A 26,908-nucleotide genomic window follows, 5' to 3' on the forward strand; every position below is an offset into this window, starting at 1 on the left:
TTGTTTGACTTTTACGTCAAGGTCAACGATAGTGGATTTGCGAAAAATCATGGAATGGCAGCGTGAATAAATATTATAGCATCACCGAATTGACGCGGGAATTCGGCATTTCCACCCGAACGCTGCGGTTCTATGAGGACGAGGGCCTCATTCATCCCGAGCGCCGCGGCCGTACGCGGCTGTTCCGACCCGCGGATCGGCGGCTGATCCAGGAAATTCTGCGTGGCCGGCGGATCGGCTTTACGATTGCCGAGATCCGCGAAATCATCCAGGTCTACAAGGACCCGCCCGGCGAGATGGGCCAGCTTCGCCTGTTGATGAGCCGCGTCGAGGAGAAGCGCGAGGAACTTCGCCAGAAGCGCAAGGATATCGAAGATACCCTGGCAGAGCTCGACAATGTCGAAGAGGCGTGCCTCACGCGTCTGGCGGAGATTGGCGTCGGCACCTGATCCGCCAATGCATTTGAGGAATTTGAAGGGTGGCGTCTGCGCCGCCTTTTTTGTTTGGCCATTCCGGCCTGCCGGCTCAGATCCAGCGGCTGGTGTGCCGGCAATAGCGCTCGAACTCGAAGCCGAAGCGCGACAGCAAGTGCCGCTCTTCATTGCGAATGGCAAAGAGCGTCGTCAGCATCACCGCTGCGATCGCCGTGATGAAGAACCACGGATTGAGCGTCGCTAGGCCAAAGCCGACCATCATCAAAGTATAGCCGAGATAGATCGGATTGCGCGTGAAGCGGAAGGGGCCGTAGGTGACAAGGCAGGTCGCCGAGCGGTAAGGCATGACGGCCGTGTGGCGGTCGAGCAACGTCTTGACCGCCCAGAGGTCCAGCCAGATGGCCGCAACGATCAGTATGCCGCCGATGATCCAGGGAAACCAGCTATGTCCATGTGCCACCGGGATGGGGGAATATCGCCCCAGAACAAGGGCCGCGAGCGTGGCGACGCCGTAGAGCAGGGCGGGCCACGGGAAGGTCAGCGGCTTGGCACGATAGGCATTCATGTCCTAGTCCCCTGATTGCACGTCCATTGTGCACTGTCGCGCGATTCGCGCAATGCGTTCATCGGTGCTGACGTTGATCTCTCCCCTGTTCAGATCGTCGAACAGGTTCTGCTGTACCAGAAGGTCTAACGTACAGCCGCAGAAGGTCTCGCACGGCACGGCTGGGTTGCCCTGGTTGCAGGCCGCGACGCAATTGCTGCGGTACGCCTGTTTGGGATCCGGCAATGTCGGCGGTGAGATCAGCGAGAAGAGATAGACCAGTCCGATGAGCACGGGCTGGTGAATGAGGTATATGGCCAGACTGTGACGGCCGCCGAAGACGAAGGGCTTCATCCACAGCTTGCCCTTGTCGCCTGTGGATGGGCGGATTGCCAGGGCCGCAACGAGCCGCGCGTGGAAGAGCTTGGCTGCGGCAAGGCCGAGCAGGAATGGCCCGAGCCACGGCAGCAGCGGCACGTAGTCGTTGGAGCGCGGCAGCGTTTCGGACAGTCCGACCCACCAGAGCCAGGGTGCGTCGAAGGCCGCCGAGCGCAGATAGAAGGGGGCTGCGATGGCTGCTGCAGCCGCAACGAGGGAGACGACGGCGGGAAGCCGCAGGAAAACGAGGCCGATCACGCTTGCGGCGGCGATAGCATGCAGGATGCCGAAGAAGATGAACGTGTCCGGGAACGCGAAATAGGTCGCGATGGTAATCAGCGCCGCGGCACCGGCGATCTTGGCGAAGCGGCGCATGAACGCGTCGAAGCGCAGATTCGGCCATTGTCCGAGCACCAGGCTGTAACCGGCGAGGAACAGGAAGCTGCTGGCGATCAGCCGGGCGAAGATCTTCCAGCCGCCGGTGCCGGCGGTTCCCGCGGCAACATAGCCGAAGAACTCGAGATCCCAGACGAAGTGATAGGTTGCCATGGCGAGCAGCGCCACGCCGCGCGCGAAATCGATGAAAGCGAGCCTTCCCCGTGCGGCGGGTTGAGCCGGTATCTGTGTTGCCGGTGAAGTCATGTTGCTGTCGGACATGGGCATTCGCCATCCTGTGGGCGTGAGGAAGAGTGACAGGCTTGGCTTGCGCCAAACACGCGTCGCTGGTTGATGGTGGAACTGAGTAGGCCTGACTTGTTTCTGTTCGGCGCGAAAGGCGTGCGTGCCGTCAGGGCGCTGCGTCCTGCAGCAGCGCCGCGCGTGCCTGCGAGTAGAACTGCCGGCGGGTCAGCACGAAGATGACGAAGACGGTAAGCCCGACGAAGACATAGGGGCTGACGAACCAGCCGAGATAACCGATCGACAGGAAAATCGCCCTGAGGCCGGCGTTGAAGTGCTTGGCGGCCAGCACGTTCATACGGATCGCCCGTTCGGCCGCTCTCTCGGCCGCCCGCGGATCTCGCTGCATGTCGGCGGTCATCGGAATGCCGCCCATCAGGATCGAGCAATAGTTGAACAGCCGATAGGACCAGCCGAACTTGAAGAAGGAGTAGCCGAAGAGGCAGGTGAGGCCGCCAACCTTGAGCTCGAATGCGGTGCGCCCGCCATGGAAGACATAGGGCATGTCCGCGAAGATCATCTGCGCCTGTTCGGTCGCCCCCAGCAACGCGAAGCAGCCGCCGAGCGCGAAAATCGTCGTCGAGGCAAAGAAGGCGGTGCCGGCCTGAAGCCCTGCAATGATCTGCGTGTCGATCATCTTCAGGTCGCGGTTCAGCGAATTGCGGATCCAGCGGCCGCGATGCTCGTTCATGAGGCGGGTGAGACTCACACGCTTGAAGCCGCGCGAGCCGTCGGTCGCCCAACTGAAGCCTGCCCAAAGCAGGATGAACACGACAAGCGCTATGTAATCTTCGAAGGTCATACACGTGTTTTTGGCATGGCTTTTGGAAATTGCAAGGTGGCCGCGGCGGCGTGGGAATCGGCGGCGCGTCAACTACTGTGATGAAATTGCGGCGGAATTTCTCTCCGTCGCCGCCGGTCGACTGCGCGGTTTTCACCAGTTTGGCGTTTGGTGCGACAAGGCCAGGACACCTTTTCGCCACATTTCCCCATTGCGGATTTACGTTTTCTTCAATATGCATGGCCCCAGACGCGGGGCGCGCCATATGTGCTGCCCGCGGCCGTTGAGAGTATTTCGGAGACATCATGGACAATACAATTCAGAAGTCTTGCTGGGGTGTGACTGCTCGCGCCGTAGCTGGTTTCGCTGGCGTTCTTGTTCTTGCTTATCTTTTCGGCGGCCTTTGATATCTAGTATCTAGAAAAGTCCACTGATTGTCGGCGCGGCTTCCCAGGAGCCGCGCCGTTTTGATTCCAGATGGCCAGAGCGCCTGCGCACGGCAATGTCGCACGGATGGGATCGAATGTCGGTTGATCGCCTGACCGTTCGCTATGGGATCGCATAGGCTTCGTTCCTATATTTGGTGCGGATTTCCTTAAATCGGGACCGATCTGAGGATAAAATCGTCCAGCAAATATGAGGATAGCGCGCCGGTTCGCACGGACCGTGAAGCGTGATATCGAGGCAATCGTGAATGCGGCGTTCAGGCGGTCATGCCGGTGCGCTGCGGGTCAGTCTCCGGGGCAGGCAGCTTATGTTTCTTTCCGTCTTCGACGTGTTCAAGATTGGTATCGGGCCTTCGAGCTCGCACACGATGGGGCCGATGTCGGCCGCCAACCGCTTTCTCGATCTCATCTTGTCTGATGACTGGCCGCGCCCGTCCCATGCTGCCGTTGCGGCGATCAAGGTCAGCCTGCATGGTTCGCTTGCCCATACCGGCATCGGCCATGGAACGGGCAGGGCGGTGATCCTTGGCCTCGTCGGCGAACGCCCCGATCTGGTCGACCCCGATCGCATGGACGCGTTGATCGACGAGGTCGAGCGCAGCGGACGCATTGCGCCGCCCGGACATCCATCCTACGAATTCCAGCCGAAGACGGACCTGATCTTCGACAAGAAGGTGCCGCTGCCGGGCCACGCCAATGGCATGTCCTTCTCCGCCTTCGATCGGGATGGCAGGCTGCTTCTGAAGCGGATCTATTACTCGATCGGCGGCGGTTTCGTCGTGACCGATACGGAACTCGAGGCCATGCGTGCCTCGAAGAACAAGGCGGCTGGCGTCAAGGTGCCTTTCCCGTTCTCGACAGCCCAGGAGATGCTGGACATGGCGGCCCGCTCGGGCCTGACGATCGCCCAGATGAAGCGGGCGAACGAAGAAGCGACCATGTCGCCGGACGAGCTCAATGCCGGGCTCGACCGCATCTGGGGCGCGATGAGCAACTGTATCGACCGAGGGCTGAGCCAGGAGGGCATCATGCCCGGCGGCCTGAAGGTCCGCCGCCGTGCCCGCTCGATCCACGACAAGCTGCAGGAAGAATGGCGCTCCAACAAGACCAATCCGCTGCTCGCCAACGACTGGCTGAGCGTCTACGCCATGGCGGTCAATGAAGAGAATGCCGCGGGCGGCCGCGTCGTCACGTCGCCCACCAACGGTGCCGCCGGCGTCGTTCCGGCGACGATCCGCTACTACATGCACTTCCATGATGATGCCGATCAGGAGGGCATTCGCGACTATCTGCTGACGGCTGCCGCGATCGGTGGCATCATCAAGCACAACGCCTCGATTTCGGGCGCAGAAGTCGGCTGTCAGGGCGAAGTCGGTTCAGCGTCCGCCATGGCGGCTGCGGGGCTTGCTGCCGTCATGGGCGGTACGCCCGAGCAGATCGAAAATGCCGCTGAGATCGCACTCGAGCATCACCTCGGCATGACTTGCGATCCGGTGGCCGGCCTGGTTCAGGTGCCGTGCATCGAACGCAACGCGCTCGGCGCGGTCAAGGCGGTGACGGCGGCGTCGCTGGCGCTCAAGGGCGACGGCAAGCATTTCGTACCGCTCGATGCCTGCATCGAGACGATGCGCCAGACCGGCGTCGACATGAACGAGAAGTACAAGGAAACATCGACCGGCGGTCTCGCGGTCAACGTCGTCGAATGTTGAGCCATACAGCGCCGCGCGCCTCTTAGGGCGCGCCAAGATCGCTGTATCACTTTGAAGCGCTGCATAATTTTGTCCCTAAATCGATCCCGGTTTAAGGAATTATGCAGTGGCGGTGATTGTGGATGAACAGCGTCTGGCCGCTTGACCGCAACGGCCGGACGGGTGTTCAAAACAGCTATGTCTCTGCATCTCATAAAGCTCTGCGTCGGGGCGGAATCGATCGATGACCTGCGCGAATGGGTTTCGCGCAAGGCGATGGCCGCCATGGCCGCCGGCCTTGAGCCCCATTCGTTTCACACGACCCGCATGGTGCCCAAGCGCATGGAGGAACTGCTGGACGGCGGTTCGCTCTACTGGGTCATCAAGGGGACGGTGCAGGCGCGGCAGCCCTTGATCGGTATCGAGACCTTCACGGATGGCGAGGGTATCGGCCGCTGCAATCTGCTGCTCGGGCCGGAAGTGGTTGAGACGGAGCTGCAGCCGCGGCGCGCCTTCCAGGGCTGGCGCTATCTCACCGACAAGGACGCGCCCCGCGACCTGGCGTCGCTTTCCGGCGGTGGCGCCGATATGCCGCTCGAACTGCGCCGCGAACTGGCGGAGCTCGGACTTCTCTAGCGCCCCGTGCGTCCGGATGACGCTCTACGGTTGCTCTAGCTTTCAACTTTGAGGGTGCGGCGAACCGCCAGCCGGATGGCTGGTTGGGGGTATTCTACGACGCATCGTCGCAGCGACACTGCTGAAAGCACAAAGGCGGCATAGGCCGCCCTTGCAACTTCGCGAACTTTCAAGAGATCCGCATCTTCAAGGGATGGCGGCGGTTCGGCCCCGTCACGTGAAGATGAATGCCGGCGCGCGGCTGCGTCGATCGCCAGGCGCGGGCTCCGTGCGTCAGGAGCATCCCGACCAGATCGCGCGTCTTCGCCTTCGATCTGTTGAGCCCGAGATCGGCAATGCGCATGGCCGCCTCGTGCAGGGGATGCAGGTTGATACGCGACGGCTTAGCGCGCCGTCCCGGCAGCGGGGTAACACCCGGAACGTTTTCGTTTATCGCCATGATTAACCTCGTTACGCTGTACAAATCCGAGGAAGGCGGCCGGAAAACAAACACATCCGGCCGCCAAAACTTTTACCTTACTGCTGGCTCGCCCAGCAGGAGATGCCTTTCTTCTTCAATGCCTTGCAGGCGTTGACGGCTGCATCCTGGTCGTCGAAGCCGCCGAAGCGCGCGCGGTAGACCTGGCCGAAGGCAACCGTGAAGGGCTTTGCGTTCTGCAGAGCCTTGCCGCCCTTGTCCTTGGCATTGCCGAGAAGGGTCATGGCCTGATCCTTGTCCGGCGTCGCGCCGATCTGGATCACCCAGCCTTGCGGCTGGGCCGGCATCGGCTCGGCCTTTGCGACCTCGACCGGCTCTGCCTTTGCGCTGGCTTCGGCCTTCTTCGGCACGGAGTTGGTGACCTGGGTGTCGATCATGCCGGCGGCGACCGGCTGACGAAGCTTCAGGCTCTGCGCATCGAGCGTGTTGGGAACGATCTTCGGCGAAAGGACAGGGTTGTCGGATGCGCGCGCGCTGCCGGCATAGGCCATCTGCACGCTGCCCGCGCTCTCGCCGTTGTAGCGGAAGTCCGGAACCGGGCCGGTGTTGGGCAGGTCATGGCCGCTGGCGGTCGCGGCAACAACGGGCGTCTCGGCAACCGGCGCTGCCGAAGCGACCTCAGTTTCTTCGGCCGGAACCGGAGCCGACTTGGTTTCGGCAATCAGGTTGCCGTCGCCGCGACGGGACGCTGCGGGCATGTACTTGGCGACCAGTCGGCGCATCTGCGCGTCGCGGCTGCCGCCGGAGGTGCCGCCCATGACGACAGCGACGATGCTGCGGCCTTCGAGCTGAGCCGATGTCACCAGGTTGAAGCCGGATGCGCGGGTATAGCCGGTCTTGATGCCGTCGACGCCGCGTACATTGCCGAGCAGGCGGTTGTGGTTGCCGATTGTCTGCCGGCCAAACTGGAAGCTGCGGGTGGAGAAGTAGTCGTAATATTGCGGAAAGTGCTGGCGAAGCGCGAGGCCGAGGCGGGCCTGGTCGCGCGCCGTCGTGCGCTGTTCCGGGTTGGGCAAGCCGTTTGCGTTGCGATAGGTCGTGCGCGTCATGCCGAGCGCGCGGGCCTTGTTCGTCATCATGCGGGCAAAACGCTGCTCGGAACCGCCGAGATATTCACCAAGCGCCGTCGCCGCATCGTTGGCCGAGCGGGTGACGAGCGAAAGGATCGCCTGCTCGACGGTGATCGACTGTCCGGCGCGGACGCCAAGCTTGGACGGCGGCTCGGAGGAAGCGTTCTTCGAGAAGGGAATGGGCGTCGATTTCGTGATCCGGCCGGCTTCGAGCGCTTCGAAGGTCAGATAGAGCGTCATCATCTTGGTGAGCGACGCCGGATAGCGCAGTTCGTCGGCGTCCTCGCCATAGAGGATCTTGCCCGTCTTCGCATCGATGACGATGCCCGAATATTTCGGATTGGCGTAGTTCGAGGAGGCCGCGAAAGCCGGTGCGGCAAGCGTGACCGAGGCAATGGCGCCCGCAAGGACGACCCGTCCTACCATCTTTGAAAGAGCACCGAACGGGCGCTTCGCGAGATCAAAAAAACCGGATTGGGACACTACGCTACTCTTTATTCTCATGTCATGGGGTTGTCCGGACGCCGCCTCCGGGAACGACCGTTCTCGAGACAGTATCGGCATAGCGTTACCAATCGGTTTATGATGAATGATTGGTTTCCGGAATCGAACGCATTTGTACAAGGGCGATGCCGGTGTTGCGCAATGGCGCGGCGGGCTGCCTGCACCACGCCAGTTAGTCGAAATCAGGGCACGAGGCGGCTTTTGACGAAGGTCGCGATCGCTTGGTCGATTTCGCGCCACTGCGGCAGCAGCCTGTTCGAGAATCGGTAGAGCACGACGAGATCCTTTCCGGCGTGAATGTCGCGCTGGCAGTCGGCGCTGGTCGAGATGGCTTGTAGGCCGGGCTTGAGACAGCGCACCACATAGGGGGACTGCGCAGGCGTCTCAGCGGTCAAGAAGACTTCGCCCGCATAGCTGGATGTCGCTTTGACTGCGTGCTCCGTCAGGCCCGCAGGGCCAGCCGTGGGCGCGCCGTCGAAGACCTGCGCGTAAATCGGCTCGAGTCGCCCGGACATGTCGCGAGACATCGTGCTTTGCGAAATCTGCAGGAAGATGAGCTTTTCGGGTGCGTCGACATTGTTGAAGAGTTCCCGGCTCCGATCGCTGTAGCCTTCGAGCCCCGGCCAGGTCAGGTAAAGATCGACGCGCTCGGCGATCGAGGTGGCGCGCTGAGCTTCGAAGCGGATCATGTTTGCGGGAAGGCGCAGGTGATCCTGGCCGATGAAGATGTCGAAAACCTCATTGCTCGCGGTGTGGCCGGCAAGGGCGAGATTTTCCCCGAACCAGCGCCCCGCAAGCGAGATGGCGGCCGTCAGCGTCGCGAGCACCATGACGACTGCCGTCACCCGGTAAACGAAGCCGGACGACAGCAGCGGTTGGAGGTCCGGTTCGTGAGTATCATTTGAAGTGCTGCTCATCGTTGGACTGTCCCGTAGCGCCGAACCTGGCGGTCCAGTGATCGGCTTACGCTTTCCTGCACATCGAAGGATGGACGATGTCGCTTGCCCGACGCTGGTCGAGGATGGTTAATTTTCGATGAAGGCGTCTTCCGACTGCCAGGGCATGTCGCGCAAACGCGCGCAGCGGTTTGCGATCAAAAAACTAAAGTGCAAGCGCGAAGCTGAAAGATCGCGATGCGCTTTGGCGCACCAAGGATGTCGCTGACAAAAATGCCGGTTCCGAGGGACGCGGAACCGGCCGAGGCCCGGTCTGGACGGGGATAGTATGACCGGAGCCCTGTAATGACGGAGGCTGCTGCGGCAGGCGCGCCGCCTCCCAAGTCTTCCAAGATTACTGCGTCCGTACACTGCCGACGGCGACGGTGCGGCCGTCCTGGAGTTTGACCCAGCGACCGGAGTGTTCGGTCGACTGGCGCTTGAGGTAGGTGTATTCGGTGTCCGACCACAGCAGAACCTTGTTGCGCATGTTGTCGAGAATGAAGTCGCCGCGGTCGGTGCGCACGGTCAGGACGGCATGGCCGTCGCCATTCGGCTGCAGCACGACGGTGATCAACAGATCCGACGGGGAGAAGCCATCCTCGATCAGCTTGCGGCGCTTCAGCAGAACGTAATCTTCGCAGTCGCCAACCGTCTCCGGGTAGGACCACTTTTCTTCGACACCGTGAATCTCCATGTCGGTCATGGGCGTGATCGCCTGATTGACGTCGTAGTTAACCTCGAGAATCTTTTGCCAGCCTTCGCGCGTCAGCACCATCGGGCCGCCGTCCTTGCCGTTGGAGGCGCACTCCGACGGATAGATCTTGCAGAACTCGTAGTGACCGATCGGCGGGTTGGTGGCGCCGGTGACGACCATGTTGGCCGGAAGCGCCTGCGCCGTTTCGATCAGGCCGGCGGTGAAAAGAACCGCAACCGCGATCATCTTGGTGATTGTCTTGAGCATGATTGTCTCCCCGTTGTGGTTCGACAATGGCACATACGTTTTCATCGATCGCGAACTTGCGAACTAAAAACAAGTACAAATGAAAGTCGTATAAGAATAAAATAAGAATAGATTTTGATCTTTATTTAAATCGAATTTGACTCAAATTTTATTGATTTTCCAGCGGAATGACCGTCCGTTAATGTTTCCTTGACCATGTAAGTGATTGTAATCAATCGACCCATGCCGAGCCGCGGGCCGACCGGCGCAGCGGCTACGGGAGAATGGCGGGCGCGATGTGTGGCGCGCGAGGCGAAATCCGACGATTGTGTCGACGTTTTTCGACTTGGAATATGCGTCGCGCCTTGAATTTGTTCGAGAAAATATTTGCGACTGCCGGAAGCCGCGGTCGGGTCGTGATGTTCCGAAATGAGGCAGACTCGGCCTCGAAACGATTTCGATCGGCTGAGCTTCAACGGCAGCTTCGTTGCGGCCTATTGGGCAGATCTACTGTGAAGGCCGAGAATCAAGGCATGTCGCGCAAAGATGCGCGGCTTTGCGATGCCGACACGCGAAATATCAAAGACTTTGAGGGCAGGAAGCGAAACCGGTAGTTCGCGAGGCGCCCTCGTTTCGTGCGGCAGGATCGGGCCAGCGAACTTGATCTTGGAGTAGGGCAGGCGCGATGGCGCGGGCGGGCCTCAGAGGAATTCTGTCAGCGCTTCGCGGGACTGCACGCCCGAGAACTCGATGGCGCAGCCTTCCTGGAAATGGCGAACGATCTTGCCCTTCATGTTGCCGAGCATGACCGGGGTTCCGATCGGCGGGCGGTTCTCGATGTCCACGGCAGCGCCGGAGAGTGAGAGGTCGATGATGCGGCAAGGGAATTTTTCGCCGGTGTCGAGCGTCAGCTCCGTAGACGTCTTGCGCGGTGCAAGGCGATCGTGGCGCCGGTCCTCCGGTAGTCCGAGTTCATGTTTGTTGGCGATCCAGGTGAGTTGCGCGGCCAGCTTCTCGCGCTTGCGCTCGGTGGCGTTGAGCTGAATCACAAAGGCATCGTCGGCAACGCGCGACACCGTGCCCTCGAGGCGACCGACATGGTCGATATAGGCGATGATACGCTCACCCGCCCGCGGCCGTGCCGGTGAGGAAAACAGGACGTCGCCGGGCGACATGTCGACGGCGGTGCAGTCATATTCGTCGTGATTGGCGAGCATCAGCCGTCCAGCAAGATTCACCGAAACGCGCTGGAACGCACCTTCGTGATGCGGCTTCGGAGCGGTATTCTGAGTGTGCTGGAACGAGAACATGGTGACTCTGCATGACGTATTTCGGCAGGCAGAGTTTAGGACGTTCGGGTTAATAGAAGGTTCGTCCTCCGGTTGGTCCAGGTGGTCAGCCCGGGACAGCGGCGGCGATCAGCCGCGACGCCCGCCCTCCAGGATGCGGAGATGTCGGACCCGACGGAACTCGCCGAAAACTCCTTCGCCGCCCTGTGAATCTGCGCGGGGCGGGACATATTCCGTCGCCTGTTCTTCGCGAAACACGGCTGTGCGATCGGGATCGAGGATTTTCATGCCGGTGACGTCAAGGCCTTCCACCGACGTCGCATGCAACCAGTACGGGCGGGAAAGCGGCGAGAGTGCACCCAGGATTCGGTCGCTTGCACCTTCGGTCGAGGCGAGCGGCAGCAACAGCGCTTCGACCTCGATCTCGCGCGCATCGGCGGTACGGCCCCTGGCGGACAGCATCACCGGCACCCGGTGTGTCATCACCTGGCCGGCCATGCGCTGCGCCTTGGCCGCCTGCGCGTTCAGCCAGAGCAAGCCGAATTGCCGCCCGCGCAACTCAAGGCCGAAGAGGGCGCAGACATGGGTTCCCGCCAGACGAAACGAGATGCCGGCGTTGCGGTCACGCTCGAGAATGAACAGGTTGGGGAGCAGCGTGCGGATGTCCCCCGGCTCGAGTTCGTCCCGACGGGGAAGGTCGCGCTTGCCGCGAATGGTGTTCCAGTATCGGAAAAGCTCCGTGCTCGTATTGCTGCGCATCTTTGCGTTCATTCCATTTCTGCGAGCCGTCTGTGCCGGTCTGGCACATGTTTGGCCGTTCATCGCGGTATTGAGATCAATGGAGCGAAAACCATGCCAGCTCGAAATTAAGGTTAACGAACGGTTTCGATTGCACGCGGGCGCCGCGACTGGCACTGGAAGACATGACTTCACGAAGCGTTGGCTTCGGCACTTGAACTGGAGCTCGGATTTGAGCTTGGCGACCGTTCAGTTTTTACTGGACGGTCTTTTTTTGTTTGCTTATGGCTGGGCGCCCCCAGTCCGGTCCGAATCCGGCGATGTCATGCCATCGCCTCTATCGAATTCGATCGAACGGACCAATCGATGGAGAAAGCAGCAGCCATGGAACGAGATCAGACGGCAACGCCGCCGGAGACGGACCGGGACAGCGCCGCCGGTCCTTCGCGTGAGCCTGCCTTCAATCTGCCGGCCGGACTGACCGGCATCCTGCTGTTTCTGATCGCCATTCACGCCTTGCGCACCTATGTCCTGACGCCTGCGATCGATCAGGAGATCATCTTCAACTTCGCCTTTTTGCCGGCGCGCTACGATCACCCCTTGGCCGAGCAGGGGCTCGCCTGGCTGTGGAGCCCCATTACCTATTCGTTCCTGCACGGGAGCTGGGAGCACCTGATCTTCAATATCTTCTGGATGGTCGCCTTCGGTGCTCCGGTCGTACGCCGCATCGGCATGGGGCGGCTGGCGGTGTTCTGGTGCCTTTCGGCTGCGGCCGCCGTTGCGCTGCACACGGCATTTCATTGGGGTGAGATGATCGTGGTCGTCGGCGCTTCGGGTGTCGTTTCCGGTTTCATGGGCGCGGCGGCGCGCTTCGTCTTCTCGCCAAGTGGACGGATCAGCCGGCAATTTGCCCATCTCAACCGACGGCTGCCTGTCAGCGAATCATTGGCAAATCGCTCTGTTCTGATCTTCACCGGGATCTGGTTCCTCACCAACTTCCTGATCGGGCTTGGCATGTTCACGCCTGGCGGCGCGGGCAGCATCGCCTGGGAGGCCCATATCGGCGGTTTCCTTTTCGGCTTTCTTCTCTTCGGCCTTTTCGACCCGCGCGACTGACGGCCGGGGAAAGATCGGCGCACGGCGCTGCTGAGCGCTTGATTTCCCAAGGGTGCTGGCGCACCATTTGCTGCGGTCGCCGATTGTCGAGAGGCAGGCGGCCTGTGAAGGCCGGGTATCGAAAGCCCATTCGCGTCTGAGGAGCACGCGGGCAGGCGATCGTAAGCGGCCAGGGTGCAGGTTCCATCGCCCGACCGTACCGCACGAGAGACGGCTGGACCTTCCCTGCCGACCCGGTGTTGTCGCAACGGGAGATGTGCGCATGTCAGTAAAAGCAATACTCGATGAGAAGGGCCGCAATGTCGTAACGGTCGGCCCGCAGATGCCAGTCCAACAGGCTGCCATTCTCTTGCGTGACAATCATATCGGTGCGGTCATCATCGTCGATGCGGACGATCAGATCGCAGGCATCCTCACCGAGCGCGACATCGTCGCAGCGATCGCCAAGCAGGGAGCCACCTGTCTCGAAAGGCCGGTCGCGGCCGTCATGTGGCAGAACGTCTATAGCTGCACCGAGGAAATGTCCGTCCAGGCCCTGATGGAAATGATGAGCAAGCTCAGGGCCCGTCATCTGCCGGTCGAAAGAGATGGCCGCCTCGCCGGCATCGTTTCGATCGGAGACGTGATCAAGCACCACATCCGTGCGATCGAGCACGAGACCGAACAGATCAAAGCCTATATCGCTGGCTAACGGGTAGGGCGGCCCACGCCGCCCTCTTATCCGCCTCGGATACGTCGTCCTGCTTGTAGCGACGACGCGCGAAGCGGTTCTTCGGCTTCGCGAAGGGGTTCCTTCAAATGAGCAATGCCCCGCGCCATCACCGCGGGGCCAACGCAGAAGATTGATGGGATGCGCGTCAGCGCACGAGCGCGTCCTGCATTCTGCGGATTTCCATGAGCTTGGCCTTCGCTTCGTGGTAGCCGCGGTCGATCGCCTCACCTGCACGATGAAACTCCGACAGGCCGATATCGTTGAGCTTGGGGTGCAACGCCAGATCCGGCGGATCACCGGCAAGGCGGGCCCGCGAAATACGATCCTGGATGATATTGAAGGCCTGAACCATCACGCCAGTCATGCCGAGGCGGGAGTGATGGGTCGCTTCCTTCTCATGTGCATCAGGCGTTTCCATCCCAGCGCTGTGCTTGACGACGGCGGAGCGGCCATAGAGGTCGTAGTTCAGGTTGACGGCGACGACGAGTTGCTGCTCGTGAGCGCGGCAGACCGAGACCGGGACTGGATTGACGAGCGCGCCGTCAATGAGCGTGCGCCCGTTCGCCTTGATCGGTTCGAAGATGCCGGGCAGCGCGTAGGAGGCGCGGATCGCGGTGATGAGCGATCCCTTTTCGAGCCAAACCTCGTGACCGCTATGCACTTCGGTCGCAACGGCGATGAACGGTCGGTCGAGACCTTCGATGCTGAGACCTTCCAGGTGCTCCTGCATGCGTTTGGTCAGGCGGAGACCGCCGAAGAGACCGCCGCCGCCAATGGCGAAGTCGAGCAGGCCAGCGATCCGCCGAACGGTGAGGGAGCGGGCGAAGGCCTCGAGTTCGTCGAGTTTGCCGGCAAGGTAGCAGCCGCCGACGAGCGCGCCGATCGACGTGCCGGCAATCATGCCGACTTCGATGCCTTCCTCGTCGAGGGCGCGCAGCACGCCGATATGCGCCCAACCGCGGGCGGCGCCGCCCCCAAGGGCAATGGCGATCTTCGGTTTTTGCGGGGGTGTCGCAGGTTCTGGCGGCGTTGTTGAAATCGATGTTCCGTCCAAGTCGGACGGATCTGTAATTTGGTTGCTACGCGTAAAAGTCCAGTTCAACATCCGGCACCTCCAACACCGCCGAATACTCCGCAGCGCGACACGTCGATGAGAATGCGCGAAGATCGCTGTGGCAATTCATCATTGACTTAACTTCCCAGGACCGAATTCGATCCTGGAGAGAGGCATATTGATGCGCGCGTCTTGGGAGGCTTCGCCAAGCCGGCGCAGGTGCCGGCCTCGTCCTATTCCATTGCTGAAAGACTGGCACCGTACTTAGGTATATCACCGATCCCGTCGCCGATTGCGGCATGACCGATAAATATTGGATACAGTTTGCAATACAATCGGGAACGTTGCCGCTCCCCCCGTCGCGCCGCATCCTTGCTTGAGGATTAGGCGCTCGCTTGGTTTCCAAATGATAAATATAGCATGTGGCCGCATCAAAAAGATGCGCGATTCCTAATTTTTATCGTAGATTTCGGCAGGGTCGAAGTGCCTGTGGTCGTCGGTGATTGTGACGATGGCCTGGCCGCTCTCGACGCCGACCGTGCGATAAAAACAGGACCGGCGACCGGTGTGGCAGGTGGCGTCGTGACCGCCCACCGAGACCTTCAGCCAGATCGCATCCTGGTCGCAATCGGTGCGGATCTCCTTGACGGTCTGGAGGTTGCCGGAGCTTTCGCCCTTCTTCCAGAGGCTCTTGCGCGAGCGGCTGTAATAGTGCGCGATACCCGTCTCGATCGTCAGCGCCAGGGCCTCGGCGTTCATATGGGCAACCATCAAGAGTTCGCCGTCCCGCACGTCCGTGACGACAGCGGTGATCAGGCCCTTTTCGTCGAAACGGGGCGTGAAGGCCGGTCCGGATTCCAGCTCGGCCTTGTTGGAAGAGGGGGCGTCGAAGATGAGCGTCATGGAAGGCTCCGTCTGTCGGAGCCTTACTTGAAGCCCCTGATCATGGTCATGAACCGCGCCTGTTCGGCCGGTTCCGTTTGGAACGTACCCGTAAATGTGGTGGTGAGCGTTGTCGAGCCCTGCTTCTGCACGCCGCGCATCGCCATGCACATATGTTCGGCTTCGATCATCACGGCGACGCCGCGCGGGGCAAGCGACTCGTCGATCGCCCGGGCGATCTGCGCCGTCATCGATTCCTGCGTCTGCAGCCGGCGGCCGTAGATATCGACCACGCGGGCGATCTTCGACAGGCCGAGCACGCGGCCATTCGGCAGGTAGGCGACATGCGCCTTGCCGATGATCGGCACCATGTGGTGTTCGCAATGGGAGTAGAACGGGATGTCCTTGACCAGCACCATGTCGTCGTAGCCGGCGACCTCTTCGAAGGTCCGGCCAAGCACGTCTTCGGCGGCAAGATCATAGCCGCTGAAAAGCTCGCGGTAGGACTTCGCCACGCGCGCCGGCGTGTCCCTCAATCCTTCGCGCTCCGGATCGTCGCCGGCCCAGCGCAACAGAACGCGTACGGCTTCCTCCGCTTCCTTCTGGGTCGGGCGGCGGCTCGCATCGTCGAGCACAGGAAAATTCTTCACTATGGCATCCATAATGGCCTCTTTGAGCAATACGGGATTGCTTGACGTTTTATCTTTCGGACAACTCGCCACTGGCCATTCGCCTAACCCTGCAGGCTTGGGTTCCGTTGGCGGGCTCCGGGGCTTTCGGGTCCTGGCTTAGCAGTGCACTGGACCTTCCGGCACGGTTTCCCAAACAACAGGCGACATAGTTCCTCTTGCGGAACTGTCGCCCCAACACGACATAGCATATAGTATGGTGCCACAGAGATGAAAGAGGCGGAGCGTGTCGCGTCGTGCTTTTTTCCTGCCTACCGGAGAAAATCATGTGTCGATCACTCAAAACCGCGAAAAATCAGTCGGATCGCGTCAAATGATGGATGACATCTACAACAGCCGAATTCTCGAATTTGCCGGCAACATTCCGCGCATCGGAACGCTCTCGGACGCCGACGCGGACGCGACCGCGCATTCGAAGCTCTGCGGTTCGAAGGTGCATATCTGGCTGAAGATGGACGGCGACGTGGTCACCGATTTTGCCCATGACGTGAGGGCCTGCGCGCTGGGTCAGGCATCTTCCTCGATCATGGCGCGCCATGTCGTCGGCGCCGGTGCGGAGGAAATCCGCCAGGCACGTGCGGACATGCTTGCCATGTTGAAGGCGGACGGCGAGGGGCCGTCCGGGCGCTTCGAGGACATGCGCTTTCTGCGCCCCGTCAAGGACTACAAGGCGCGCCACGCATCGACGATGCTGACTTTTGATGCCGTGGTCGACGCCATCGAGCAGATCGAAGCCAAGCGGCTGCTCGCGGCCGTCTGACATGTGCGGCGAACCGAATTGTCGGCATTCGCCGCACAGCGGTGCGGAGCCGGCGGCGCATGGTCGAAACTGGAATGGCCCGTTTCGCAAGACTCCGGGGCGGCTGATCGGGATGGCGCTGATCCGCGCCTACCAGCTTACGCTTTCGAGCTTCATCGGCAATTCGTGCCGGCACCTGCCGACCTGTTCGGAATACGGCTATGAGGCAATCGCGCGTCATGGCCTCTGGGCCGGAGGTTGGATGACGCTGTTTCGCGTCGCCCGCTGCGGGCCAGGCGGGACGCACGGTTTTGATCCGGTGCCGGAACGGCTCGAGTCTCGCCTCGTGTGGTATGCGCCGTGGCGCTACTGGCGACCGCGGCCGAAGGTTGGTTGATCACGATGCCCATGCCGATGGAATACCGCCAGGCCTCGGTCGACTTCGACCGGTTCATCCTCGACGTGCGCGAGCTGGCCGGGCTGCAGACGACGAACCAGGCCTATACGATGGTTCAGGCGGTGTTCCAGACTTTCCGGCGGCGATTGGATCTTGAGGAGGCCATCCTGTTCGCAGATGTCTTGCCGCCGGTGCTGCGCGCGATTTTCGTCGCCGAATGGGACCTCGAAGAACCGAAGAGCCCGTTTTCGGGCCGTATCGCCATGACCCGCGAGGTGCAGGCGTTCCGGCCCGATCACAATCTTTCGCCGGACAGCGCGATCGTCGATGTGGCTGCCGCCCTGCGTCGCAACATCGACGAGGCAAAGCTCGATCGGGTTCTCGCCCGCCTGCCGGCGGGCGCCGCGGATTTCTGGCGTGCATGAACGGAGAAGAGATGAACAGCTACGTTGCCTTGCTCTACAGCATCGTTCTTGGTGCCGGGCGACGGGTCGTGATGGCCGATCTCAGAGAGATGGCTGAAGGCCTCGGCTACCGTTCGCCGCGAACGTTGGTTGCGACAGGCAATCTTGTGTTTGAGGCCGGACAAATGTCCACTAGAGACCTCGAATCGCCGCTTGAGACGGCTTTCGCGAAGACATTTGGCCGGCATGTCGACATAATTGTCCGGTCCGGCGCCGGCTGGCGGAAGCTCGCGGCATCAAATCCGTTTCGCGATGAGGGCGAAGAAGACGCGACGCGTGTCCATGTGCGGGTGATGCGCGATCCGCTGACGGACGCCGCGCTCGCAGGTCTCGAGCGTTACTGTGTCGCCGGCGAACGGCTGGCAATCGTCGACGGCGATCTGTGGGTCCATTTCACCGGCAAGGCGAGCGAATCGAAACTCCTGGGTGCGATGACGACCAAGCGTCTCGGTGTCGGAACGTTCCGCAACTGGAATACGGTGAAGGGGCTTGCCGAGATGCTGCGCCGCTAGGCTCCATCGCTGCCTTCACCTTTACTCACTTTCGAAAACCCTTTATCAGGCTACGCGTGTTTCCCCGGGTCGCCTCCGGCCTGGGGCAAAACATGCAGCAATCCAAAGCACTACAGCGATCTATGCGCGTCCGACGGATGCGACGCTGTATCGTCATTCACCGGTCGTTGCCGGTCAACCATACCACCCGCATTCGTTGGCGGGACTGGATAGGAGATCATTATGTCGAATTCCGTTTCCCTTACATTTCCCGATGGCTCGGTGCGCGAATATCCCTTCGGCACGACCGGCCGTGACGTAGCAGAATCGATTTCGAAGTCGCTCGCCAAAAAAGCCGTGGCGATTGCGCTCGACGACGAACTGCGCGACCTGTCCGATCCCGTGACCGATGGCAGGATCGAGATCGTCGTGCGCGACGACAAGCGCGCGCTGGAACTCATCCGTCACGATGCCGCGCACGTGATGGCCGAGGCTGTGCAGGAATTGTGGCCGGGAACGCAAGTGACCATCGGCCCGGTCATCGACAATGGCTTCTACTATGATTTCGCCCGCAACGAGCCCTTCACTCCGGACGATCTTCCGCTCATCGAAAAGCGGATGAAGGAGATCATCGCACGCAACAAGCCTTTCACCAAGGAAGTCTGGTCGCGCGAGAAGGCTCGCCGGGTCTTTGCTGAAAAGGGCGAGAGCTACAAGGTCGAACTCGTCGACGCGATCCCCGAGGGACAAGATCTCAAGATCTATTATCAGGGCGACTGGTTCGACCTTTGCCGCGGCCCGCACATGGCGTCGACCGGTCAGATCGGCACGGCCTTCAAGCTGATGAAGGTGGCCGGCGCCTATTGGCGCGGCGACAGCAACAACGCGATGCTGACCCGCATCTACGGTACCGCCTGGCACACCCAGGAAGAGCTCGACCAGTATCTGCACGTGCTCGCCGAAGCCGAAAAGCGCGATCATCGTCGCCTCGGCCGCGAAATGGACCTGTTCCATTTCCAGGAAGAGGGCCCGGGCGTCGTCTTCTGGCACGGCAAGGGCTGGCGTATGTTCCAGACGCTGGTGGCCTACATGCGCCGCCGGCTCGCAAACACCTACCAGGAAGTCAACGCGCCGCAGGTGCTCGACAAGTCGCTCTGGGAAACCTCGGGTCACTGGGGCTGGTACCGTGACAACATGTTCAAGGTGACGGTCGCCGGTGATGAGACCGACGACGACCGCGTCTTCGCGCTGAAGCCGATGAACTGCCCCGGCCATATCCAGATCTTCAAGCATGGCCTGAAGTCCTATCGCGAACTTCCGGTTCGCCTGGCCGAGTTCGGCAACGTCCACCGCTACGAGCCCTCGGGCGCGCTCCACGGTCTGATGCGCGTGCGCGGCTTCACGCAGGACGATGCCCACGTCTTCTGCACCGACGAGCAGATGGCGGCGGAATGCCTGCGCATCAACGACCTCATCCTCTCGGTTTACGAGGACTTCGGCTTCAAGGAAGTGGTGGTCAAGCTCTCCACTCGCCCGGACAAGCGCGTCGGCTCCGACGAGCTCTGGGATCGCGCCGAGAGCGTGATGATGGACGTGCTGAAGACGATCGAGGCGCAGTCGGAAGGCCGCATCAAGACCGGCATCCTGCCGGGCGAGGGTGCCTTCTACGGGCCGAAGTTCGAGTATACGCTGAAAGACGCAATCGGCCGCGAATGGCAGTGCGGCACCACCCAGGTCGACTTCAACCTGCCGGAGCGTTTCGGCGCATTCTACATCGACAAGGAATCGGAAAAGCGCCAACCGGTCATGATCCATCGCGCCATCTGCGGTTCGATGGAGCGCTTCCTCGGCATTCTGATCGAGAACTTCGCCGGCCATATGCCGCTCTGGGTTTCGCCGCTGCAGGTCGTCGTCGCGACGATTACCTCGGAAGCCGACGACTACGGTCGCGAGGTTGCCGAGCTCCTGCGTGATGCGGGCTTGACCGTCGAGACCGACTTCCGCAACGAGAAGATCAACTACAAGGTCCGCGAACATTCGGTGACCAAGGTTCCGGTCATCGTCGTCTGCGGCAAGCGCGAGGCCGAAGAACGTTCGGTCAACATCCGCCGTCTGGGTTCCCAGGCGCAGACCGCGATGTCGCTCGACGAGGCGATTGCATCGCTCGCGTCGGAAGCCATGGCGCCGGACCTCAAGCGCAAGGCCGAAAAGAAAGCCCGGGGTTGAGACCCCGGGCACTTGCTTTGTCAGCAAACTGTCATATTAGCGGAATATCCGGATACGAGATGATCCATCGGAGAATTCCGTGCAGTTCAAAGAGCTGTCCTACGCCAACGCAAACGACCGGCGTCTGAAGCGCTGGTTCATCCGCTCCATCGAAGGCCTGTCGGGCCGCAACCGTTACGCAAAGCTCTACACGCGCTGGCGGTCCGACATCGTCGGCAAGAGCGATCGGGTCTTCGGCGAGATGCTGCAGCTCATCGATGTGAAGCTGCGCACCCAGGGCGAGTGGCCGCCGCGGCATTTGCCCGACACGCCGATCGTCATCGTCGCCAATCACCCGTTCGGCATCGGTGACGGCATCGCCGTATTGGCTCTCGCCGAACAGCTTGGCCGACCGTTCCGCGTCCTCATCAACAACGAACTGCTGAAGGTGCCGGAAATGGCGCCGTACTCCCTGCCGGTGTCGTTCGAGGAGACGAAGGAGGCGCTGGCCGTCAACATGGCGACGCGCCATGAGGCGTTGCGGCTGCTGAAGGAGGGCGTGACCATCGTGATCTTTCCCGCCGGCGGCGTCGCGACCGCGCCCAAGGGGTTTGGCCGTGCCGAGGACCTGCCCTGGAAGATCTTCCCGGCGAAACTGATCCAGGCGGCGCGCGCGAGTGTCATCCCGATCTACTTCGAGGGGCAGAACGGTCCCATCTTCCATCTGGCGAGCAAGATTTCACTGACGCTGAGGCTGTCGCTACTGATCCGCGAGTTCCGCCGTCTGTCCGGCACGACGATCGCGGCGCGCATCGGCCGGGTTCTGACGCCCGAGGACCTCGGCGTCTGTAGTGATCGCAAGGATCTGCTGGCCCGCATCTATGACGCGGTCTTCTCCATGGCGCCGCCGCGCCGGCGGTTCATGCGGCGAGCCGGCTGACGTAGCGTCAATCGCTTACCGTTACGCTGGGGTTAGTCCTGTGCTTCAGAGACGGCGCCCGGATTGGTGTTCGCGTCGTTGCCGCCGCTGCTGAGCAGCACTTCGACGTCCGTGTTGACGCCGGCCTTCACGGTGAAGTCCCGTTCGTAGATCTTGTCCTTGTAGCGCGCGACGGCGGAGTAGCTGCCTTCGAGCAGAACCAGCGTCGGGAAGGCGCCGTTTTCTTCATCCACCGTGTCGCCTGCCGACGTCAGGATCGTCCAGGCGGTGTTGGCAATGGCTTCGCCGCCCGGTTCCGACACCAGCTTGAGCGTCAGCTTGGCAGCGCGGTGCTGAATGGTCGCTTCCGTCAGCTTGCCGGCCTCGACCTGGATGTCGGCGGCTGTCGAAGCGTTGGTCGCACCGTAGCTCGAGGTCACGTGATAGGTTCCGGCGCCGAGCCGGATCACCGTATTCGGCTTCACATCCGACATGATGAGCGCCCGCTCGCCGTCGCTTTTGGTATCTGCGGAATAAACGGAGAAGCTGAGTTCTGCCGGCGGTATGCGGACATCGCTGCCGGAGACGGCGTTCAGCTTGATGCCGCCTGCATCCAAGACCAGAGTCTGCTTTTCGAGCGTGCCTTCCTCGGGCACGCGGATCTTGCGCGTTGCTGAGGCGCGTCCGAAGGAAACGTTGACGAAGTAATCACCCGGTGCGACGTTGAATGCCGTCGAGCCGCCCTCCGACGTCGCCAGCAGCGGCAGCTTGCCGTCGCTTCCCGGGATCGGGCTGAACACGCGCCAGGTCAGGCCGGCTTCGACGGGCGCGCCCTTCTCCGTGAGCAAGGCTTCGAGCTTGACATCCTTCAAGGTGCCTTCCGCGATCGGATCGGTCGTCATCGGGCTGAAGCCCGTAAGCTTCGGCATCTTGCGCGGGCCGGCGATCGAGGGAAAACTCTCGAAGGCCTGGGTCGCATCCTCGGCACGCACACTTTCCGCGGCAGCGCCGGCGACAAGGATCGCGAGCCCGGTTCCGAGGAAAATACGAGAGCATGCACGCATGAGAGCAGTTGACTTCCTGACTGAGTGACTCCACTTGGGACGCCGATATGGCATTTTCGTGGCTTCCGATGCTGCGGCAAATTAGTGGAATTCATCCGACATGAAAACCGAAATTAAGCTTGTTGACTACCTTGCGTCCCGCCGCTCGATCCCCGCTTTCCAGATGGGCGAACCCGGCCCCAGCAGGGCCGAGGTCGAGGAGATGCTGAAGCTCGCCTCCCGTGTGCCGGATCACGGCAAGCTCGCTCCCTGGCGCTTCATCGTCTATCGCGGCGAGGAAAGGGCGCGCATCAGCGCCGAATTGAAGGCGCTGGCGCTGGCGGTAAAACCGGATCTTTCGGAGGAAATGATCAAGGTCGAGGAAACGCGGCTGACGCGGGCGCCGGTCGTCGTTGCCGTGGTCAGCAAGGCTGCGCCGCATTTCAAGATCCCGGAATGGGAGCAGTTGATGTCTGCCGGCGCCGTGTGTCTCAATCTGCTGATGGCCGCAAACGCACTCGGCTACGCCTCCAACTGGTTGACCGAATGGTTCGCCTTCGACGAACGCGCCTATCCCTTGCTGGGTGTCAATCCGGGTGAGAAACTTGCCGGCTTCATCCACATCGGTACCGCGATGGTGCCGCCGACGGAACGGCCGCGGCCGGAACTCGCCGAGATCGTCACCTGGGTCGGAGAGGACGCCTGATGTTCTACGATACGGCCTCGAATCGTCACGGCCTGCCGCATGACCCCTTCAAGGCCATCGTCTCGCCACGGCCGATCGGCTGGATCGGCACGCGCGGGGCCGACGACACGCTTAACCTCGCGCCCTATTCTTTCTTCAACGCCATCAGTGATCGGCCAAAGCTCGTGATGTTCTCGTCCAGCGGCCACAAGGATACGGTCCGCAACATCGAGGCGACGGGTGAGTTCACGGCGAGCTTCGCCAGCCGCAATCTTGCCGAGGCTGTCAACAAGACGTCTGTTCCCGCACCGCATGGCGAGAGCGAATTCGAGATCGCCGGGCTTACTCCGGTCGATGGCACCTTGGTGAATGCGCCGTACGTCGCCGAGGCTTTTGCTGCGCTCGAGTGCCGGATGACCGAGATGTTTCAACCAAAAAGCCTGGAAGGCGCGGTGACCGACAACTATGTCGTCATCGGCCAGGTCGTCGGCATTCATATCCGAGAAGAAGCAATCCGCGACGGCCGCTTCGACATGGCGACGGTCAAGCCGCTCGCCCGTCTTGGTTACATGGATTATTGCGACGGTGGTGATGTCTTTCAGATGACCCGCCCGACGCGTTGAGACCCGAGACTTTGGCCGCGTGATGGGTCACGCGTTGCTTAGAATGGCTGCCTGTTCGACCGAGTTGCAGACGACCGAGGCAAAACCGTTGTCACGGCTCTGCGATCGCACCCACCGTGCCGCGGCTTCGTCAGGGGTGGCAGGCAATACTTCATAGGCGGGCACGCCGGCTTCGAACGCCCTCAGGACCACATTCGCGCGTCCGGTGAGGATCGGCGCTGCGACGCGCTGATGGCGAGCGCTGGTCGGCTCCTGACAACCTACGGACTTTGCCAGCGCTAAGCCATTGAAGATCAGAGCCTTCAGGCGGGGCGACGAGTCCGTCAGCGGATGGGGCGACAAGAATCCCTCCGGCGAACCGCCGTATTCTCCATAGATCCGGATAGGATTGGGCGCGGTGCCGTTGGCGGCTTCCGCAACCCGCAGCATCACATCGAGCTGCTGTATATCGGCACGCCCACGACATCCGGAAAGCACGATGCCGTCGGCACCGCTATCGAGCAGCTGTTGCAACGCGTCTTCGCTCAGCCGCTCCAGCGGTCCGACGCGCGCGAGAAGCGCGAAGGTGCGGCCTGCCAAACCTGCCATTCCGGCAAGCGTATCGGTGTCGGAACCAATATCCACGATGATACCGGCGAGCGCATTGAGTGCAACGATGTCCATGGCCGGGAGGGCGCTTTTGACGATCAGCAGCGGCTTCATGGTTTGGGAGCGGTTAACAGACATGGTGAACCAATCTTAAACCTTTGCCCGCTAGGGTTTGAACATCGGTGGCATTGGCGTGGTCTAGTGGGGCGTAGGTGATCATACAAGCATTTCTTCGCTGGGTGGAAACGGCGAGAACGGGTGAGCGCACCCGCGCCGCCAGTGCGCTTGGTCGCGCCTATGTCGATGCGCAGATGAATGGCCTGGATCGCCGCGCCGCGGAGATGGCGATGACCTTCCTGCTCGATGACCCGTCGCCAAAGGTTCGGCACGCACTTGCCGATGCGCTTTGCGGCTGCTCGTCCGTTCCGCGCGCCATTATTCTCGGCCTCGCCGAGGACCAGCCTGAAATTGCCTATGTCGTCATATCCCGCTCGCCGGTCTTGACGGATGAGGACCTCGTCGACCTTGCGGCCAGAGGAACGCTCGAAACACGGGCTCTGATCGCCGCGCGCAGCTTCGTCTCCCGTGCCGTATCGGCCGCGATCGCCGAAATCGGCGGCGAGGAAGAAATTCTGATCCTCCTGGAAAACGCGGGCGCCAACCTGTCGCGCCGGTCGTTGAAACGCATCGCCGAGCGACTTGGCTGTTCCGCGGCCGTGCGTGACCTGTTGCTTGCACGGCCGGACCTGCCGAGCGACGCCCGCCACGCGCTGGTGGAAGAGGTGGGCGCGGCACTGGCCGCCTTCGGCCTGGTGCAGACGGCGATCGGAGAAGCCCGGGGCCGGCGGATCACCCGGGAAGCCTGCGACATCGCTGCCGTCGGCATGGCCGGCACGCTGGCGGTGGAGGAATTGCCTGGCCTCGTGGCACATCTGCGCGAGACCGGGCGCCTGACCCCAGCCTTCCTGCTCCATGCGCTCGTTACCGGCCGCGCGGAATTTTTCTCGGCGGCAATCGTCGATCTCTCCGGCGTTTGCGAAAAGCGCGTGCGCTCCATCCTCTCCGGCGGCCGCATTCATTCGATCCGCGCCCTGTTCGAAAGCGCCGGCCTCGGCCATGATGTCAGCGAAACCTTCGCTGCGGCCGTGCTTCTCTGGCGCCAGGATGCTTCAGCCGGAAACGACAGTGTCGCTTCCGTTTCCGCAGCACTGCTTGCACGCCTTCGGAATGCGCGGACATCGTCGCCGGTCAATTCTGCGATGATCGACCTGCTCGAGCGCCTGGCATTTGCCGAGGAGCGGCAGTCGGCCCGCGACTACGCGGAACTCGCGGCGCGACAGGCCGCGTGACTTTGGTTGCGGTCGATTGCGTCCCGCAGCGTCTCCATCTACTTCTCCGCAGGCGCTCCGGCGACCGGCGCACCTCCGGTAGTACGAAGGCCGCCGCAACCGTCGCTGTGACCGGTATAGGAAATCGCCGTTTCCGGCGCGACTGCCCGCGGACAACCTGCTGAAAGCTCATTTCTCGTTGGTGAACCGGCGGGCGACCCAGGAATAACCGTCTTCGATGTAGTGCACCGGCTTTGTGACGATGGCCTTGAGCTTTTCCCGATCCGGGATGGCACCCGACAGGAAGGCCAGTGTCCGTTTCGGCAAGGTTGGTTCAGGCTCCGGCTCCGCCACCTGCGAGGGCGGCATCCGGCTCTGCTGGGAGCCGGCCGGTGGCGGCGTCAAGTCGGCGAGGGTCGGGCTGGAGCTTTCGCAAACGGCGACGACGACCGGATAGTTTGCGTTCGAGAACTTTGGCAATTGCGCCTGCGAGTCCGTGTCGCATTGGGCGATAGACGGCCATGTGCCGTTGACCGTCGAGATGTACTGGCATTGGCTGACATCGTGGTCGCAGCCGAGAATGGTCATGACAATCAGCGCCGCTTGCATGGTGTTCCTGTCGTTGGTCCCTGGAGCTTGTGAGGGATCAACCTATGCCTGTGCGATTCTCTCCGAATTGCGGCGGAGCAGCGGGTGGCGCGGAACAAATTGTTTCGGCCCGTTAGCCGGATTGATAAGGCGGGACCGGCGTCTGCGTCATTTGACGTATTGGCTGGCGGAAAAGCTGACACTAACGTCCGGCAGAAATAGCTGAGATCGAGAAGGACGAAACAAGTGCCTGCCGTAACCATAGCCCTGGAGTCGCCGCGCCAAGCTCAGGTCGTGCGTCTATTGGAACTCTCCGACGCCTATGCCGCTTCGCTCTATCCCGCCGAGAGCAATCATATGATCGACTTGTCGAGCCTGGAGCAGCCTGGAGTTTCCTTCTATGTGGCACGGCGTGACGGCGACATCGTCGGTTGCTGTGCCCTGGTGAAAGCCGACGACGGCACGGCAGAGATCAAGCGCATGTTCGTCGATCCGGGGGCGAGGGGGCTGAAGATCGGCAAGCTGTTGCTGCAGGCGCTGGAGGCACGCGCGGGTGAACTCGGATATACGGCAATTCGCCTCGAAACCGGCATCTACCAGCCCGAGGCGATCGGGCTTTACAAGGCGGCCGCCTATGTCGAGCGTCCGCCCTTTGGTGGCTACCAGCCGGATCCGCTGAGTCTGTTCATGGAAAAGCCCGTTCGCCGGGCGGTATGATCTCGGCTCGCCGAACCGCGATGCGCTGAAAACCAAAACGGCAGCACTCGTGCCGCCGTTCTCGATCTCGATCGCTGAGCGGTGGAGTGCGACGCGCAAGAACGTCACGCGTCTTCGCGTCCATCC

Annotated in this window: 30 protein-coding genes; 15 read left to right on the forward strand and 15 right to left on the reverse strand. The window is 61.6% G+C overall.

Annotated features, from left to right (window positions below):
* Positions 1-62 precede the first annotated feature (62 nt).
* On the forward strand, positions 63-449 hold the full coding sequence (locus tag BHMPCIPO_RS08205) for a MerR family transcriptional regulator (protein ID WP_113537749.1): 387 nt from the start codon (positions 63-65) through the stop codon (positions 447-449).
* 76 nt (positions 450-525) lie between these two features.
* Here the strand turns inward: BHMPCIPO_RS08205 and BHMPCIPO_RS08210 are convergent, their stop codons facing one another.
* The 3 genes from BHMPCIPO_RS08210 to BHMPCIPO_RS08220 form a co-directional block, all read right to left on the reverse strand.
* The gene (locus BHMPCIPO_RS08210) at positions 526-999 is read right to left on the reverse strand and encodes a methyltransferase family protein (protein ID WP_173516284.1); all 474 of its coding nucleotides are present in this window, start codon (positions 997-999) and stop codon (positions 526-528) included.
* Between the two features lie 3 nt (positions 1,000-1,002).
* Positions 1,003-2,013 carry a heparan-alpha-glucosaminide N-acetyltransferase gene (locus BHMPCIPO_RS08215; RefSeq protein ID WP_173516285.1) on the reverse strand — a complete coding sequence of 337 codons (1,011 nt, stop codon included), beginning with the start codon at positions 2,011-2,013 and terminating at the stop codon, positions 1,003-1,005.
* Between the two features lie 130 nt (positions 2,014-2,143).
* Positions 2,144-2,836, reverse strand: coding sequence for a DUF599 domain-containing protein (locus BHMPCIPO_RS08220; RefSeq protein WP_173516286.1), 693 nt, complete (start codon positions 2,834-2,836; stop codon positions 2,144-2,146).
* A 733-nt stretch (positions 2,837-3,569) separates the two neighbouring features.
* On the opposite strand from BHMPCIPO_RS08220, the gene BHMPCIPO_RS08225 reads away from it, so the two are divergent.
* Complete coding sequence (locus tag BHMPCIPO_RS08225) at positions 3,570-4,970, forward strand: L-serine ammonia-lyase (protein WP_173516287.1); 1,401 nt, start codon at positions 3,570-3,572, stop codon at positions 4,968-4,970.
* Positions 4,971-5,147: 177 nt separating this feature from the next.
* Positions 5,148-5,585, forward strand: a complete 438-nt coding sequence (locus BHMPCIPO_RS08230; protein WP_173516288.1) for a DUF1489 family protein — start codon at positions 5,148-5,150, stop codon at positions 5,583-5,585.
* A gap of 169 nt (positions 5,586-5,754) precedes the next feature.
* Here BHMPCIPO_RS08230 and BHMPCIPO_RS08235 read toward each other — a convergent pair whose 3' ends face one another.
* From BHMPCIPO_RS08235 to BHMPCIPO_RS08260, 6 genes are all read right to left on the reverse strand, one after another.
* On the reverse strand, positions 5,755-6,024 hold the full coding sequence (locus tag BHMPCIPO_RS08235) for a hypothetical protein (protein WP_173516289.1): 270 nt from the start codon (positions 6,022-6,024) through the stop codon (positions 5,755-5,757).
* A 77-nt stretch (positions 6,025-6,101) separates the two neighbouring features.
* Positions 6,102-7,637, reverse strand: a complete 1,536-nt coding sequence (locus BHMPCIPO_RS08240; RefSeq protein ID WP_173516290.1) for an SPOR domain-containing protein — start codon at positions 7,635-7,637, stop codon at positions 6,102-6,104.
* Positions 7,638-7,819: 182 nt separating this feature from the next.
* Entirely contained in the window at positions 7,820-8,554 is a 735-nt protein-coding gene (locus BHMPCIPO_RS08245) for a hypothetical protein (RefSeq protein WP_173516291.1), read from the reverse strand.
* A gap of 373 nt (positions 8,555-8,927) precedes the next feature.
* Positions 8,928-9,536, reverse strand: a complete 609-nt coding sequence (locus BHMPCIPO_RS08250; RefSeq protein WP_173516292.1) for a transglutaminase-like cysteine peptidase — start codon at positions 9,534-9,536, stop codon at positions 8,928-8,930.
* Between the two features lie 680 nt (positions 9,537-10,216).
* Positions 10,217-10,825 carry a PilZ domain-containing protein gene (locus tag BHMPCIPO_RS08255; protein ID WP_173516293.1) on the reverse strand — a complete coding sequence of 203 codons (609 nt, stop codon included), beginning with the start codon at positions 10,823-10,825 and terminating at the stop codon, positions 10,217-10,219.
* Between the two features lie 108 nt (positions 10,826-10,933).
* Positions 10,934-11,575 (reverse strand): PAS domain-containing protein, encoded by a 642-nt coding sequence (locus BHMPCIPO_RS08260; RefSeq protein ID WP_173516294.1) that lies wholly within the window; start codon positions 11,573-11,575, stop codon positions 10,934-10,936.
* Positions 11,576-11,926: 351 nt separating this feature from the next.
* On the opposite strand from BHMPCIPO_RS08260, the gene BHMPCIPO_RS08265 reads away from it, so the two are divergent.
* Both BHMPCIPO_RS08265 and BHMPCIPO_RS08270 read left to right on the forward strand, forming a co-directional pair.
* Complete coding sequence (locus BHMPCIPO_RS08265; RefSeq protein WP_173516295.1) at positions 11,927-12,658, forward strand: rhomboid family intramembrane serine protease; 732 nt, start codon at positions 11,927-11,929, stop codon at positions 12,656-12,658.
* 262 nt (positions 12,659-12,920) lie between these two features.
* Complete coding sequence (locus BHMPCIPO_RS08270) at positions 12,921-13,349, forward strand: CBS domain-containing protein (RefSeq protein WP_173516296.1); 429 nt, start codon at positions 12,921-12,923, stop codon at positions 13,347-13,349.
* 166 nt (positions 13,350-13,515) lie between these two features.
* Here BHMPCIPO_RS08270 and BHMPCIPO_RS08275 read toward each other — a convergent pair whose 3' ends face one another.
* From BHMPCIPO_RS08275 to folE, 3 genes are all read right to left on the reverse strand, one after another.
* The gene (locus tag BHMPCIPO_RS08275; RefSeq protein WP_173516297.1) at positions 13,516-14,475 is read right to left on the reverse strand and encodes a patatin-like phospholipase family protein; all 960 of its coding nucleotides are present in this window, start codon (positions 14,473-14,475) and stop codon (positions 13,516-13,518) included.
* Positions 14,476-14,874: 399 nt separating this feature from the next.
* Positions 14,875-15,327, reverse strand: coding sequence for a phosphoribosyl-AMP cyclohydrolase (gene hisI, locus BHMPCIPO_RS08280; RefSeq protein ID WP_173516298.1), 453 nt, complete (start codon positions 15,325-15,327; stop codon positions 14,875-14,877).
* A 23-nt stretch (positions 15,328-15,350) separates the two neighbouring features.
* The gene (gene folE / locus BHMPCIPO_RS08285) at positions 15,351-15,968 is read right to left on the reverse strand and encodes a GTP cyclohydrolase I FolE (RefSeq protein WP_173516299.1); all 618 of its coding nucleotides are present in this window, start codon (positions 15,966-15,968) and stop codon (positions 15,351-15,353) included.
* Positions 15,969-16,308: 340 nt separating this feature from the next.
* Between folE and BHMPCIPO_RS08290 the strand changes: the two genes are divergently transcribed.
* The 6 genes from BHMPCIPO_RS08290 to BHMPCIPO_RS08315 all read left to right on the forward strand — a co-directional run bounded on the left by BHMPCIPO_RS08290 (position 16,309) and on the right by BHMPCIPO_RS08315 (position 21,231).
* The gene (locus tag BHMPCIPO_RS08290) at positions 16,309-16,755 is read left to right on the forward strand and encodes an iron-sulfur cluster assembly scaffold protein (protein WP_173516300.1); all 447 of its coding nucleotides are present in this window, start codon (positions 16,309-16,311) and stop codon (positions 16,753-16,755) included.
* Between the two features lies 1 nt (position 16,756).
* A complete protein-coding gene (gene yidD, locus BHMPCIPO_RS08295; protein WP_173516301.1) occupies positions 16,757-17,131 on the forward strand; it encodes a membrane protein insertion efficiency factor YidD in 375 nt (124 codons plus the stop codon).
* 5 nt (positions 17,132-17,136) lie between these two features.
* Positions 17,137-17,556 carry a DUF2267 domain-containing protein gene (locus BHMPCIPO_RS08300; RefSeq protein WP_173516302.1) on the forward strand — a complete coding sequence of 140 codons (420 nt, stop codon included), beginning with the start codon at positions 17,137-17,139 and terminating at the stop codon, positions 17,554-17,556.
* Positions 17,557-17,567: 11 nt separating this feature from the next.
* A complete protein-coding gene (locus BHMPCIPO_RS08305; protein ID WP_173516303.1) occupies positions 17,568-18,107 on the forward strand; it encodes a DUF1697 domain-containing protein in 540 nt (179 codons plus the stop codon).
* Between the two features lie 222 nt (positions 18,108-18,329).
* Positions 18,330-20,312, forward strand: coding sequence for a threonine--tRNA ligase (thrS, locus tag BHMPCIPO_RS08310; RefSeq protein ID WP_173516304.1), 1,983 nt, complete (start codon positions 18,330-18,332; stop codon positions 20,310-20,312).
* 79 nt (positions 20,313-20,391) lie between these two features.
* Positions 20,392-21,231 carry a lysophospholipid acyltransferase family protein gene (locus BHMPCIPO_RS08315; RefSeq protein ID WP_173516305.1) on the forward strand — a complete coding sequence of 280 codons (840 nt, stop codon included), beginning with the start codon at positions 20,392-20,394 and terminating at the stop codon, positions 21,229-21,231.
* A gap of 32 nt (positions 21,232-21,263) precedes the next feature.
* Here the strand turns inward: BHMPCIPO_RS08315 and BHMPCIPO_RS08320 are convergent, their stop codons facing one another.
* On the reverse strand, positions 21,264-22,274 hold the full coding sequence (locus BHMPCIPO_RS08320; RefSeq protein ID WP_173516306.1) for an RgsD C-terminal domain-containing protein: 1,011 nt from the start codon (positions 22,272-22,274) through the stop codon (positions 21,264-21,266).
* A gap of 100 nt (positions 22,275-22,374) precedes the next feature.
* Here BHMPCIPO_RS08320 and BHMPCIPO_RS08325 point away from each other — a divergent pair, with 100 nt between their 5' ends.
* Complete coding sequence (locus BHMPCIPO_RS08325) at positions 22,375-22,959, forward strand: nitroreductase family protein (RefSeq protein ID WP_173516307.1); 585 nt, start codon at positions 22,375-22,377, stop codon at positions 22,957-22,959.
* Positions 22,959-23,561, forward strand: a complete 603-nt coding sequence (locus BHMPCIPO_RS08330) for a flavin reductase family protein (protein WP_173516308.1) — start codon at positions 22,959-22,961, stop codon at positions 23,559-23,561. Before BHMPCIPO_RS08325 ends, BHMPCIPO_RS08330 begins: the two co-directional genes overlap by 1 nt.
* Before the next feature lie 27 nt (positions 23,562-23,588).
* Here BHMPCIPO_RS08330 and BHMPCIPO_RS08335 read toward each other — a convergent pair whose 3' ends face one another.
* Positions 23,589-24,287, reverse strand: coding sequence for an aldolase/citrate lyase/malate synthase family protein (locus BHMPCIPO_RS08335; protein WP_173516309.1), 699 nt, complete (start codon positions 24,285-24,287; stop codon positions 23,589-23,591).
* Positions 24,288-24,361: 74 nt separating this feature from the next.
* Between BHMPCIPO_RS08335 and BHMPCIPO_RS08340 the strand changes: the two genes are divergently transcribed.
* Positions 24,362-25,498 (forward strand): DUF2336 domain-containing protein, encoded by a 1,137-nt coding sequence (locus BHMPCIPO_RS08340; RefSeq protein ID WP_173516310.1) that lies wholly within the window; start codon positions 24,362-24,364, stop codon positions 25,496-25,498.
* Positions 25,499-25,666: 168 nt separating this feature from the next.
* Here BHMPCIPO_RS08340 and BHMPCIPO_RS08345 read toward each other — a convergent pair whose 3' ends face one another.
* Positions 25,667-26,086 carry a hypothetical protein gene (locus tag BHMPCIPO_RS08345; RefSeq protein WP_173516311.1) on the reverse strand — a complete coding sequence of 140 codons (420 nt, stop codon included), beginning with the start codon at positions 26,084-26,086 and terminating at the stop codon, positions 25,667-25,669.
* Between the two features lie 225 nt (positions 26,087-26,311).
* Between BHMPCIPO_RS08345 and BHMPCIPO_RS08350 the strand changes: the two genes are divergently transcribed.
* Positions 26,312-26,782 carry a GNAT family N-acetyltransferase gene (locus BHMPCIPO_RS08350; protein WP_173516312.1) on the forward strand — a complete coding sequence of 157 codons (471 nt, stop codon included), beginning with the start codon at positions 26,312-26,314 and terminating at the stop codon, positions 26,780-26,782.
* Positions 26,783-26,908 lie beyond the last annotated feature (126 nt).

It is taken from the genome of Ensifer sesbaniae (assembly GCF_013283665.1).
GTDB classification, from domain to species: Bacteria; Pseudomonadota; Alphaproteobacteria; order Rhizobiales; family Rhizobiaceae; genus Ensifer; species Ensifer sesbaniae.